We start from the raw sequence: 12,422 nt of genomic DNA, 5'->3' as shown, positions 1-12,422 counted from the left end.
ACTCCATCGAAAAAGAAAGGGGGATAAGGACGAATCAAGCTTGAAGGCCGCGATTATCCGTAGCGCCACCTTGCTGAACACTGGCGGCATCGACACCGACGATTTCGCGTTGGGCGAATCCTGGGCCCGGTGCGATGACGGATCGAAGAAGGTCGCCAAGGCTTGCCGCTGCGCCGGCGCGAGGCGTCCGATTCGCCGTTGACGTTGCCGATGGGCCGGCCGATAGTGCCCGGCGACACGCCGGACGCACTCGCCGGCTCACATCATTCGAATGACGTTCCTGGGAGCCTGTGATGAGCAAGGCCAATACGCTGGCCGGTGTTTCCGTTGGACTGGCCATCGTCACCTACGTTGCACTCAACCTGATCTGGCCGTTCGAGCCGACGCAGGAAACGCTCAAGGCCAATCCGACCAGCGATTCGGTATTCGCCTCCGACATCGCCTCGGCGCCGGCCGCCGAACCCGTGGTCAAGCCGCAGGAAAGCGAGGCGTCGCCCGCGCCCGCCATCGCGGGCAGCGAAGCCGCTCCGGATACGCAGGCGCCGGCATCCGCGGAGACCGCCCCGGCGATCGAATCTCCCAGTGCGACGCCGGTACAGGAACAGATCGCCGCAGCGCCGGAACCGAGCGCTGCGACATCCCCGGCGCCCGTCGAATCGGGGACGGAGCAGTCGCCGACTCCGGCCGCCCCGCAAGCCGAGCCCGCTGCCCCGGCAGCCGAAGAGCCGGCGGCCGCTCCGAGCGAACCGCCCGCCGCCGCCGAACCCGCCAAGCCGCGCAAACCCAAGTCCGCCACCGCCCCGCGCGCCGACGCGCTCGCCCAATGGTGGCCGAGCGCCCCGACGCCGGGCCGGCTCAACCTGCTCTACGCCGGCCAGGCCGCGCAAAGCCCGGCGATCGCCCTGCTGTTCGATTCGGTGTTCGCCGATGCGACGGCCGTCGGCAGTGCGATCCGGGTCGTCGACGGCCAGGGCCACGCGGTCGGCGGCAGCTGGGAACTCGCGAGCAATCGCCGCCTGCTGTTGCTCAAGGCCAAGCCGGGTCGCTATACCATCGTGATAAGCCCCGATCTCGCGAACCAGCGAGGCCAGACGCTCGCCGCGGAACTGCACGGGCCCGTCTACGTGCGCTGATCGCAGCGACTTCTGGCGCAGCAAACGAAACGGGCCGCAGATGCGGCCCGTTTTGTCTGGAATCGACGCGAGATCAGAACAGCTTGCGGTCTTCCTTCGGCGGCGGCGTCCACTGGTACAGCCAGGTTTCGGTCATCGGCTGGCCATTGGCCGACAGATACAGGCGAATGTCGATCGGCGTGGTCGAGTCGTCCGGCGGCACCACGTCGAACATCGCGCGATAGCCGCGGATCGCATCGAGCGGGCGCGCCGAGGTGATCTCGACCTTGCCGCGCGAGACGCTGATCTCGGCCTTGACCTCGGTCTTGCCCGCGATCAGCGGCAGATCGCCACCCGCGAAGTCGACCGCGAAGCGCCACGAGAAATACTGGCGCTTCTGGCCGACCACGCCGCCGAGACCGGTGCGCGTCGCCACGCAGATCGCGTTCGGCGGGTTGGCCGGCATCTTCGCGCCCCAGTGCAGGCGATAGCCGAACAGCAGCTCGTCGCCGGCCTTGGGCTTGGTCGCCGGGCTCCAGAACGCGACGATGTTGTCGAAGGTCTCGTCGACGGTCGGAATCTCGACGAGCTGCACCGAGCCCTTGCCCCAGCCGGCCTTGGGCTCGACCCAGAGGCTCGGCCGGCGGTCGTAGAACACGCCGTCGTCCTGGTAGTGATCGAAATTGCGATCCCGCTGCAGCAGGCCGAAGCCCTTCGGATCGTTGTCCTGGTAGGCGTTGAAACGCAGGTTGCGCGGGTTCTCGACCGGCCGCCAGATCCATTCGCCCGAGCCCGTGTACATCGACAGGCCATCGGAGTCGTGAATCTCCGGGCGCCAGTCCCAGGCCATGCGGCGATCGTTCTCGCCGGTCTGGTACATGCTCGTGCACGGGGCGATGCCGAGCCGGTCGATGACTTTGCGTGGGTACAGCGCCGCGTCGATGTCCATCGTCAGCGTGCCGCCCGGCGTGATGATGAAGCGGTAGGCGCCCGTGGTGCTCGGCGAATCGAGCAGGCCGTAGACGGTCAGCGTGTTCGAAGCCGGATCGGGCCTTTCGAGGTAGTACGCGACGAAGTTCGGAAACTCCTCGGGCGTCGGCGCGCCGGTGTCGATCGCCAGGCCACGTGCCGACAGGCCGTACTGCCATTCGCCGCCGACCGCGCGGAAGTAGCTCGCACCGAGAAACGCGGCGACGTCGCGGGTTTCGTCGGTATGGAAGTTCAAGCGAAAACCGGCAAAGCCGAGATCCTTCGGCAGCTTGCCGCCCTTGAGGCCACTCTTGCCGTAATCGAACATCGCCGGGTCGTAGGCGAGCTCCTGCGCCTGGCCGCCCGCGATCTCGTACATCTTGACCGGGCTCTTGAAGTACAGGCCCAGGTGGAAGAACTTGGCTTTGAAGCGCAGCTTGTCGTCCTGCCAGAGCGCATGGTCCTGGCGGAACTGGATCGCCTGGTACTGATCCCAGTCGAGCGACGAAACCTCCTTCGGCAGCTCACCCTGGTGCGACTTGTAGGCCTGCGACGAAAGCGCGCGCGCCTGGCCCTTGAGTGCGGCGTAATCGAAGCGTTCGGCCTTGCCGAGCGGCTTGGGCTTGGCGGCCCCGGCGACGGTCGGCAACAGGGCCATCGGCACCGGCAAACCCGCGGCTGCGAAGGCAGTCGCGGCTTTCAACAAATCCCTTCTCTGCATTGTCTGGAGTCCCTGGTCGGAAGGCGCAAGCAAGGAGCCGCGGCATTCTTCGGGTTCGCGGCTCAAGCGCGCGATTCTAGGCAATCGCGTCCGGCTCCGAAATGAACCGCCGCCGTCTCGAGCCGGAGCGCTCGCGTCCGTCGTCAGTGAGCGACGTTGCCGACCGGCAGGGCTTCGTGACCGTCGACGCGATGCGGCGGGAAATCGCAGCGGAAGGTGCTGCCGACGCCGACTTCGCTGTCGATGCGCAGCCGGCCGTCGTGACGCTCCAGCGCATGCTTGACGATCGACAGCCCCAGGCCGGTGCCGCCGCTCGCGCGCGAACGGCCGACGTCGACACGGTAGAAGCGCTCGGTCAGCCGCGGAATGTCGGCCGCCTCGATGCCGATGCCGCTGTCGACCACCGAGAAATGTGCCCCTTCGGCGTCGCCCCACCAGTTCACTCGGATCACGCCGCCGGCCGGCGTGTAGCGCACCGCGTTGGTGACGAGGTTCGAGAAGATGCTCTGCGCCTCGATCTCGCGCCCGCAGAGGAACAGCCCGGGCTGGATGTTGACCTCGAAGCGATGCTGGCCCTTCGACATCGCCTTGGCCTCCTCGACCGTGCGCGCGAGCATGGCCGGCACGTCGAGCACATCGAGGCGGTGGTCGTAGCCGTCGGCCTCGAGCCGGGCGAGCTTGAGCATGTCGTTGATCAGCGATTCCATGCGCACGGCCTGGTTGCGCATCTCGGTGATCGGCAGCCGCCATTCGGCCAGGCCTTTTCCATCGCGTGTATCGGGCTCGAGCATGTCGAGATAGCCGCGCAGCACCGTCAGCGGCGTGCGCAACTCGTGCGAGGCGTTGGAGACGAAATCACGCCGGGCATGCTCGAGCCTGCGCACTTCGGAAATGTCGCGCACGATCATGAGCCGCTGGTTGTTGCCGTACGGAATGATGCGCAGCGCGAGCGCAATGTTGCGATTGATCGGAGACGGCACCTCGACCTCGTCGGCGTAGGCGTCCTCGGCGATGTAATCGGTGAAGTTCGGATGCCGGATCAGGTTGGCGATGCGGATGCCCACGTCCTGGCTCGATCGCAGGCCCAGCAGCGACTGCGCGGCCCGGTTGAACCAGAGGATTTCGCCATGTTCGCCGAGCACCACCGCGCCGTCGGGCAGCGCGGCGGTCGAAGCCTGGAACTCGGCGACGATCTCGGCGAGCTTCTTCTTGCGCTTGCGGTTGCGCTTGTCGAGCACCTGCAAGGCTTCGAACACCTCGCCCCAGATTCCCGAAGGTTCGGGCAACTGATAGTGCTTGGGCGCCATCAGCCACAGGCGCAGATGCCGCAGATGGCGCATCTGGTTCGCCAGGTAGACCACGATGGCGACCGTGAAGCCGGCCAGCAGGTGCGAGAACAACTGCCCGGCCAGCAGGCCGACGGCGGCGACGATCGCGAGCTTGACGAGCTCCTGGCGCCAGGCCAGCGAACTCAGCGCCCGCCCCTTCGGAGGCTTGGATGCGGCCGGAGCCCGCGAGGCAAGCGCGGCAGAAGAAGCCGGCGGGTCGGCTGCCATGCGAACTGCTCAGACCTTTTCGGAGAAACGGTAGCCGGTTCCGCGAACGGTCTGGATCATGCCGTCGAAGCCGTGCGGCTCGAGCGCCTTGCGCAGGCGACGGATGTGCACGTCGACCGTGCGCTCCTCCACGTAGACGCTCTGGCCCCAGACACGATCGAGCACCTGCTCGCGCGTGTAGACACGATCCTGGTGGCTCACGAAGAAATGCAGCAGCCGGTATTCGGTCGGACCGAGGCGCACCGGCTCGCCCTTGGCGGTCACGCGCTGGCTCGCCGCGTTGACCTCGAGGCCGGCGACCGACAGCGTTTCTTCTTCGCCGCCCGGCGTCGCGCGGCGCAGCACGGCCTGGATGCGGGCGATCAGCTCGGGAAACGAAAACGGCTTGGACACGTAATCGTCGCAGCCGGTGTTGAGGCCGCGGATCTTGTCCTCTTCCTCGACGCGCGCGGTGACCATGATGATCGGCACGTCGCGCGTGGTGGCGTTGTTCTTGAGCTCGCGCGAGAACTCGATGCCCGAGGCGCCCGGCATCATCCAGTCCATCAGGATCAGGTCGGGCTGGCTCTCGGCGATACGCAGGCGGGCTTCACTCGCACCACTGGCCAGAGCGACGTTGTAATCGGCACGCTCCAACGCGAACTTGAGCATTTCACGAATCGGTGCTTCGTCTTCGACAACCAGTATCAGTTTGTTCGGCATGCCCATGGTCGCATTAGATGATTGCGGGATGCTAAAGACAACTTATTACAGGTTTTTGACAGCTCTCCTGCCCAATGTGACAACGCCAAACCCTTGCCCGCGCTCGGATTTAGCCTGACAGGGCCTTCTGGATCTTCTCGCCAACGTCGGGCGAAGTCACCTGCTGGACCAGCTGTTGCAACACGGCACGCAACAATCCGTCACGCGGAGCCGCCAGGCCGCGCCAGCCGAGCAGGCCGTCGGCCAGGCGCGAGGCGATCTGCGGGTTGCTTTTGTCGAGCTTGAGCACCTGATCGGCCAGCAGCCGGTAACCCGAACCGTCGGCGCGATGGTAGGCGCGCAGGTTCTCGCGCCAGAACGTGCCGAGCACCGAGCGGATGCGATTCGGGCTCGCGACGTAGTCCGGATGATCGAGCAGCCCGGCCGCCCGCTCGACGCCGTTGCCGATCGCCGAACCGGCCTGCAGCGCGAACCACTTGTCGAGCACGAGCGCATCGCCGCGCCAGCGCGACAGGAAGGCATCCATCGCCGCCTCGCGCTGCGGGCAGTCGATGTCGTTGAGCGCGGCGAGCGCCCCGTACGAGATCGTCATGTTCGGCGAATCGGCGCGCTCGCGGCACAGGTCGAGGATGCGGTTCGAGCGCGTCGCCGCCAGATACCAGCTCGCGATCGCGGCGAGCGCCCGGCGGCCGACGTTGGCCGCGCCCGGGTCCTCCGGCGCGGCGGTCGCCCAGACCGACAGCGGGCCGGTCAACGCATGGGCGATGCGCAGGCGCAGATCATCGCGGGCGGCGGCGAGTTTTTCGCCATCGAGCGGCTGCAGCTGGCCGGCCAAATAGCTTTCGGACGGCATCCGCAGCAGCTCGGCGAGCAGGGCCCTGTCGTCGAAATGCTGGGCCGCGAGCAGCTGCAAGCCCTTCAGCAAGGCCTGGGTCGCGTCCCCGGCCGGACCGGAAAGCAGCTCGAAGAAGGCGTTCAGCAGGAGCCGCTGCCCCGCCTCCCAGCGCGCAAAGCCGTCAGTCTCGTGCAGCAGCAGATTCACGAGCTGGTCGGACGAATAACCGAACTGCAGCCGCACCGGCGCCGAAAAGCCCTGCACGAAGGACGGCGTCGGCCGGACTTTCACGTCCTCGAAGGTGATCGTCGCCCGCGCGTCCTCGAGCAGGATCAGATCGGGCGTCGGCATCAGCGGCGGCTGCGCCGGCAGGTGGATGCGCTGGCCCTCGCCGTCGAAGAAGGCGACGCGGATCGGAATCGGCACCGGCTTCTTGTCGGGCTGACCGGGCGTCGCGGGCGTGGATTGCTCCAGATGCAGCGTGTAGGTGTGCGCGAGCAGGTGGTATTCGTCGTCGATGCCGACCGTCGGCGTGCCGGCCTGCGAGTACCAGCGCCGGAAGCCTTCGAGATGGCGTCCCGAGACGGCCTCGTGCGCGGCGAGGAAATCCTCGATCGTCGCGGCCGAGCCGTCGTGCTCGCGCAGGTAATGCTGCACGCCCTTGATGAAGGTCTCGCGCCCGAGCAGGGTCTGCAGCATGCGCACGATCTCGGCGCCCTTCTCGTAGACCGTCGCGGTGTAGAAGTTGTTGATCTCGACGTAGGAGTCCGGACGCACCGGATGCGCCATCGGGCCGGCGTCCTCGGCGAACTGCAGCGTGCGCAGCTGGCGCACCTCGCCGATGCGCTGCACGTCGAAGCCGTTCAGGTCGGCCGAGAAGTTCTGGTCGCGAAAGACCGTGAGCCCTTCCTTGAGCGAGAGCTGGAACCAGTCGCGGCAGGTCACGCGGTTGCCGGTCCAGTTGTGGAAATACTCGTGGGCGATGACCGATTCGATGCCCTCGTAGTCGGCATCGGTCGCGGTCTCGGGCGAAGCCAGCACGAAGCGCGCATTGAACAGGTTCAGGCCCTTGTTCTCCATCGCGCCCATGTTGAACTCGCGCGCGGCGACGACCATGTAGATGTCGAGGTCGTATTCGAGCCCGTAGACCTCCTCGTCCCAGCGCATCGCCTTCTTGAGCGATTCGAGCGCATGCGGCACGCGGCCCTCGTTGCCCTTGTCGACGTAGAACTGCAACGCCACCTCGCGGCCGCTCGCCGTCGTGTAGGTATCGCTCACGCAGCCCAGATCGCCCGCGACGAGCGCGAACAGATAGCAGGGCTTCAGGAACGGGTCTTCCCAGATCGCGTAATGGCGGCCGTCGGCGGCCTCGCCCGCTTCGACGCGATTGCCGTTCGAGAGCAGCACCGGATAGCGCTGCGCGTCGGCCTCGATGCGGACCTTGAAGCGTGCGAGCACGTCGGGCCGATCGGGGAAATAGGTGATGCGCGAAAAGCCACGTGCCTCGCACTGCGTGCAGAGCATCGGGCCCGAGCGATACAGGCCTTCGAGCGAATGATTCGAATCCGGATCGAGCTTCGTCACCACGCGCAGGCTGAACACCTGCGGCAGGTTCTTGAGCAGCAGGCGCTCGTCGTTTCGCTCCATGCGGTCGGCCGCGACGGCCTGGCCGTCGATCGCGATCTCGATCAGTTCGAAGCCGCGACCATCGAGATGCAGCGGCGCATCGGCCTGCGCCGCTTCGCTCGCCTGCCCGTTGCGCCGAAGCTGCAGCACACTGACCACGGTCGTGCGATCACGCAGGTCGAAATCGAGCTCCACGCTCTCGACCACGTAATCGGGAGCCCGGTAATCCTTGCGAAACACTTCCACCGCTGCGTTCATGTCGTGATCTTCTCGATGCGTGGCGCATTGTAGCCACACCGTCATGCTGGCCTTAGTATCCGCGCCATCTGCCTTCGGCAGCTTTTCGCGGAGACTGCGATGCCCAGCGCCACCGATCTGATCCGGCAGTTGCCCACCGCGTTCGACGCGACCGCGGCAGCGGACACCGACTGCACGATCCAGTTCAACGTCTCCGAGCCCATGCACCTGCTGATTCGCAATGGCCGCTGCGAAGTCATGAGCGGAGCCGCCGCCTCGCCCGATGTAAGCCTGACGATGGAAGATGCCGACTTCGTTGCCTTGATGACCGGCGAACTCAACGGCATGACGGCTTTCATGACCGGCAAGCTCACGGTCGATGGCGATCTGATGCTCGCGCAGCGCCTGACGCAATGGTTCGAGGCCGGCAAGCTTGGCTGAAGCTCGAAACGTCTCGTTCGAGCTCGAAGCCAGCACAGCAGGCCTGCGCCTGCGCGCGCTGCATCGCCCCGAATGGGAGCCGCTGTGCATCGACTGGCTCTCGGCCGATGTGCGCCGGCGCATCCTCGCCGGTCGCAAGCAGCTGCTTCCGCGCGCGCTCGGCTTGCACAAGAAAGCGGACGTGCTGATCGCCGATGCGACCGCCGGCCTCGGTCGCGACGGCTTCACGCTCGCCGCGCTCGGAGCGCGCGTGATTCTCGTCGAGCGCCATCCTTTGGTCATCGACTTGCTGCGCGATGCGCTCGCGCGTGCGAGCGCCTGCAACGAGAAGTGGGCGATCGCGGCCTGCTCGCGCGTCGAGATCGTGCAGGCCGATGCGCGCGAATGGCTGCGCCATTGCCCGCATACGCTCGACGGCGTACATCTGGATCCGATGTATCCCGAAGACGGCAAGACCGCGCTGCCGCAAAAGGGCATGCAGATGCTGCGCGAACTCACCGACGGCGACGACGATTCGGCCGAGCTGCTGAGCGCCGCGATGGCGAGCGGCGCCGCGCGCATCGCGGTCAAGCGTCCGACCAAGGCGCCGTGGCTCGATGAACGCCAGCCGAACGCGGACGTTGTCGGCACGCAGGCGCGCTACGATATTTATCTCAACCGCCGCTAGCCCGATTCAACCCCATCCGCCATGCGCACTCTGACGCTGATCCGTCACGCCAAGTCCTCGTGGGACGATCCCAGGATCGAAGATTTTCATCGCCCGCTCAACGAGCGCGGCTTTCGCGACGCGCCGGTGATGGCGCAGCGTCTCGGCAACCTGCTCGATGCGACACCGCAACTCGTCGCGAGCCCCGCCCTGCGCACGACGACGACGGCGCGCATCTTCGCCGAAGTGCTCGGCGTTCCCGAAAGCGCGATTCGCTTCGAGCCGGCCATCTACGACGCCACTGCCGCCGAGCTGCTCGCGGTCGTGCGCAAGCTCGACGATGCGTTTCCGAACGTGGCGCTGTTCGGCCACAACCCGGGCCTCACCGATCTGTCGCACCGGCTCGCGCGCTGCACGTTCAGCGAGATGCCGACCTGCGCGATGGCCGTGCTCGAATTCGATGCCGACCGCTGGGCCGATGTCGCCCAGGGCCGCCTGTTCGCGTACTCGTTCCCGAAGGAACGGCAGTAAGGCTCAGCTCTCGATGCGCTTGAGGCCGGCGCGATAACGCAGCGAATGCTGCGCATAGACTTCGGCCGATTTGCGCAGGCCCGCGATCTCCTCGGGCGTCAGTTCGCGCACGACCTTGGCCGGTGAGCCGAGAATCATCACGCCGTCCGGAAACTGCTTGCCCTCGGTGACGAGGCTGTTGGCGCCGACCAGGCAGTTCCTGCCGATGCGCGCCCGGTTCATCACCACCGATTTGATGCCGATCAGTGAGCCGTCGCCGATCTCGCAGCCGTGCAGCATGACCAGATGGCCGATCGTGCAGTGCTTGCCGATGACGAGCTTGAGCCCCGGATCGGTGTGCAGCACCGAGCCGTCCTGCACGTTGCTGCCTTCGCCGACGCGCAGCTCGTCGTTGTCGCCGCGCAGCACCGCGTTGAACCAGACGCTGGCCCCGCGTTCGAGCACGACCGAGCCGATCAGGCTCGCGTTGTCGGCGACGAAGTTGTCGCCCTGCAGTTCGGGCTTGCGGTGATCGAGTTGGTAGAGCATGCGGCGATTATACGCACCGAGGTTCCAGCCGCCGTCGTGGATCGCATACGATGAGGCCGCGCATTCCCGCTTTTCCACACCTGACGACATGACCACTCGCCTGCCCGCTTTCAAGGCCTACGACATCCGCGGCCGCGTTCCCGACGAACTCAATCCGGACATCGCCTACCGGCTCGGCATCGCCTACGCCGAGCGCTTCGCGCCGAAAAAGATCGCGCTCGGCCGCGACATCCGCCATTCCTCGCTGCCGCTGCTCAAGGCGCTCGCGCACGGATTCAATGCGCGCGGTGTCGAAGTGCTCGACATCGGCCTCTGCGGCACCGAGGAAATCTACTGGGCGGCGCAGCAGCCCGGCGTCGACGGCGGCATCGAAGTCACCGCGAGCCACAACCCGATGGACTACAACGGCATGAAGCTCGTGCGCGGCGGATCGATTCCGATCTCGGGCGACACCGGCCTGCGCGAGATCGAGGAAGCCGTGGCCGCTTCGACCGCCAAGTGCCCCGAGGGCGAACCCGTCGTCACGAAAGTGAGCTATCGCGACAGCTACGTGCAGCACCTGCTCGGCTACGTCGACACCTCCAGGCTCAAGCCGCTCAAGATCGTCGTCAACGCGGGCAACGGCGTGGCCGGCGTGGTCGTCGACGCGATCGAGAAGAGCCTGCCGTTCACGTTCATCAAGGTGCATCACGAGCCCGATGGCGATTTCCCGAACGGCATCCCGAACCCGCTGCTGCCCGAGATGCGCGCGCCCACGGCCGATGCGGTCAAGGCGCATGGTGCCGACTTCGGCGTGGCCTGGGACGGTGATTTCGACCGCTGCTTCCTGTTCGACGAGAACGGCGGCTTCATCGAGGGCTATTACATCGTCGGCCTGCTCGCCGCGGCGCTGCTCAAGAAGGAGCCGGGCGGCAAGATCATCCACGACCCACGCCTGACCTGGAACACGGTCGACGTCGTCGAGAGCGCCGGCGGCGTGCCGGTCATGAGCAAGACCGGCCATGCCTTCATCAAGGAGCGCATGCGCAAGGAAAACGCGATCTACGGCGGCGAAATGAGCGCGCACCACTATTTCCGCGACTTCGCCTACTGCGACAACGGCAACATTCCGTGGCTGCTCGCGGCGGCGCTGATCAGCGAGAGCGGCAAGCCGCTGTCCAAGCTTGTCGAAGAGCGCATGAAGGCCTTCCCGGCCAGCGGCGAAATCAACCGCAAGGTCGCCGACGTCAAGGCCACCATCGCGCGGATCGAAAGCGCCTACGCGCCCAAGGCCAGCGCGATCGACAAGACCGACGGCATCAGCCTCGATTTCGGCAGCTGGCGCTTCAACCTGCGCGGCAGCAACACCGAGCCGGTGCTGCGCCTGAACGTGGAATCGCGCGCCGACGAGGCGCTCATGAACGCCAAGACGCAGGAGATCCTGGCGCTCATCGATGCGGGCGGAGCGACCGCGGCGCACTAAAAAGAGCCACGACGGCGCGCTTCCGAACCCGCCCCGAGCTCGGCTCCGGGCGGGTTTCCTTTTACGTGCATCGAGAAATTCAGCTTTGAATACAGGGCTCTAAAACGCCCAGACGGTTGAACGCAAGGCTTGCGGGCAGCGCAGCGGCCCTGGCGCGAATCCTGCTGCGATCGGGCCGTCATGACTCCACTCGCGGCCTCGGCACTCACTGACAGGCGAACCCGCTCTCACATGACCGTGAGCCGGGCGCCACAACTGGACGACGCTCCGTTGAGCCGTCGGCTCGGCATCGCCATCTCGATCGGCCTGCACCTGCTGCTCGCGCTCGGGCTGTTCGTGAAGTGGCCAAATAGGACGCTGGAGCTTCCGCCCGCCGCCGACCAGAAATCGATCGAGGTGTCGCTGATCACGGCCGCGGCCTCGTCGCCTTCCGCAGCCGCCGCCCCTCCACCGGCCGCGCCGCCTGTAGCGGTCGAGGCGCCAAAGCCCAGGCCCAAACCCGCAAAGCCGAAACCCAGGCCGGTGGTCGCCACCCAGGCGCCCGCGCCGGTCAAAGCGCCCGAGCCGGAGCCCGAAATCTCCAAACCCGCCGAGCCCGCGGTGGCTCAATCGCAGCCGACGCCGGCGCCTATGGCCGCGGCAGCGAGCGCGCCTTCCACCGCTGCGGCGAGCGCCGCGCCGTCGAATCCTGGCGCCGGGCGCCCGGTCGGAGCGCCGGCCGTGAGCATGAGCCCCGAGCAGATCAGCCGGCTCGAGCGTCAGTATTCGATGATGGTGATGCGCTCGGTCGAGCGGAACATGCGCGTGCCCGTGCGGGCCCGGCAGTTCAAGGAGTCCGGCGTCACCATCGTGCGCATGCGCATCGGCCGCGACGGCAGCGTGCTCGAAGCCCGCGTGGTGACCTCGTCGGGCTTCGGCTATCTCGACGAGGAAGCCCAGGCGCTGATGTATCGCATCGCGAGCTTTCCACCGGTGCCATCGGTGCTGCGGCCCTGGATGGAAAGCATCGTCATCGATCAGCCGGTGAATTTCAGGCTGTAAGCGATCAGCTGCCCG

The 12,422-nt window shown here is 66.5% G+C and carries 12 protein-coding genes; 7 read left to right on the top strand and 5 right to left on the bottom strand.

Translation table 11 applies throughout. From position 1 onward, the window contains the following. Positions 1 to 40: 40 nt before the first annotated feature. Positions 41 to 202 (top strand): hypothetical protein, encoded by a 162-nt coding sequence (locus AC3WUM_RS13920; protein WP_492410930.1) that lies wholly within the window; start codon positions 41 to 43, stop codon positions 200 to 202. Between the two features lie 91 nt (positions 203 to 293). Continuing rightward, positions 294 to 1,133 (top strand): hypothetical protein, encoded by an 840-nt coding sequence (locus tag AC3WUM_RS13915; protein ID WP_492410929.1) that lies wholly within the window; start codon positions 294 to 296, stop codon positions 1,131 to 1,133. Positions 1,134 to 1,206: 73 nt separating this feature from the next. Here the strand turns inward: AC3WUM_RS13915 and AC3WUM_RS13910 are convergent, their stop codons facing one another. From AC3WUM_RS13910 to pepN, 4 genes are all read right to left on the bottom strand, one after another. Further along, the gene (locus AC3WUM_RS13910; RefSeq protein ID WP_492410928.1) at positions 1,207 to 2,802 is read right to left on the bottom strand and encodes an OpgD/OpgG family glucan biosynthesis protein; all 1,596 of its coding nucleotides are present in this window, start codon (positions 2,800 to 2,802) and stop codon (positions 1,207 to 1,209) included. 143 nt (positions 2,803 to 2,945) lie between these two features. Beyond that, positions 2,946 to 4,358 (bottom strand): phosphate regulon sensor histidine kinase PhoR, encoded by a 1,413-nt coding sequence (phoR, locus tag AC3WUM_RS13905; protein ID WP_492410927.1) that lies wholly within the window; start codon positions 4,356 to 4,358, stop codon positions 2,946 to 2,948. 9 nt (positions 4,359 to 4,367) lie between these two features. After that, positions 4,368 to 5,066 carry a phosphate regulon transcriptional regulator PhoB gene (gene phoB, locus AC3WUM_RS13900; protein WP_492410926.1) on the bottom strand — a complete coding sequence of 233 codons (699 nt, stop codon included), beginning with the start codon at positions 5,064 to 5,066 and terminating at the stop codon, positions 4,368 to 4,370. A gap of 103 nt (positions 5,067 to 5,169) precedes the next feature. Then, the gene (gene pepN, locus AC3WUM_RS13895; protein ID WP_492410925.1) at positions 5,170 to 7,779 is read right to left on the bottom strand and encodes an aminopeptidase N; all 2,610 of its coding nucleotides are present in this window, start codon (positions 7,777 to 7,779) and stop codon (positions 5,170 to 5,172) included. A 99-nt stretch (positions 7,780 to 7,878) separates the two neighbouring features. Between pepN and AC3WUM_RS13890 the strand changes: the two genes are divergently transcribed. The 3 genes from AC3WUM_RS13890 to AC3WUM_RS13880 are packed head-to-tail and all read left to right on the top strand — an operon-like array spanning position 7,879 to position 9,376. Beyond that, the gene (locus AC3WUM_RS13890; RefSeq protein ID WP_492410924.1) at positions 7,879 to 8,199 is read left to right on the top strand and encodes an SCP2 sterol-binding domain-containing protein; all 321 of its coding nucleotides are present in this window, start codon (positions 7,879 to 7,881) and stop codon (positions 8,197 to 8,199) included. After that, on the top strand, positions 8,192 to 8,866 hold the full coding sequence (locus tag AC3WUM_RS13885) for a class I SAM-dependent methyltransferase (RefSeq protein WP_492410922.1): 675 nt from the start codon (positions 8,192 to 8,194) through the stop codon (positions 8,864 to 8,866). Before AC3WUM_RS13890 ends, AC3WUM_RS13885 begins: the two co-directional genes overlap by 8 nt. 21 nt (positions 8,867 to 8,887) lie before the next feature. Then, positions 8,888 to 9,376, top strand: coding sequence for a SixA phosphatase family protein (locus AC3WUM_RS13880; protein WP_492410921.1), 489 nt, complete (start codon positions 8,888 to 8,890; stop codon positions 9,374 to 9,376). Between the two features lie 3 nt (positions 9,377 to 9,379). Here the strand turns inward: AC3WUM_RS13880 and AC3WUM_RS13875 are convergent, their stop codons facing one another. After that, positions 9,380 to 9,904 (bottom strand): gamma carbonic anhydrase family protein, encoded by a 525-nt coding sequence (locus AC3WUM_RS13875; protein WP_492411092.1) that lies wholly within the window; start codon positions 9,902 to 9,904, stop codon positions 9,380 to 9,382. Positions 9,905 to 9,992: 88 nt separating this feature from the next. Here AC3WUM_RS13875 and AC3WUM_RS13870 point away from each other — a divergent pair, with 88 nt between their 5' ends. Together AC3WUM_RS13870 and AC3WUM_RS13865 are read left to right on the top strand one after the other, a co-directional pair. After that, positions 9,993 to 11,366 carry a phosphohexomutase domain-containing protein gene (locus AC3WUM_RS13870; protein ID WP_492410920.1) on the top strand — a complete coding sequence of 458 codons (1,374 nt, stop codon included), beginning with the start codon at positions 9,993 to 9,995 and terminating at the stop codon, positions 11,364 to 11,366. A 270-nt stretch (positions 11,367 to 11,636) separates the two neighbouring features. Further along, complete coding sequence (locus AC3WUM_RS13865) at positions 11,637 to 12,407, top strand: energy transducer TonB (RefSeq protein WP_492410918.1); 771 nt, start codon at positions 11,637 to 11,639, stop codon at positions 12,405 to 12,407. Positions 12,408 to 12,422: the final 15 nt, after the last annotated feature.

The sequence above is a fragment of the Hydrocarboniphaga sp. FW305-C-57 genome (genome assembly GCF_058783045.1).
Note: the sequence above shows the minus strand (reverse complement) of the source record. Positions and strands in the feature narration are given on the sequence as shown.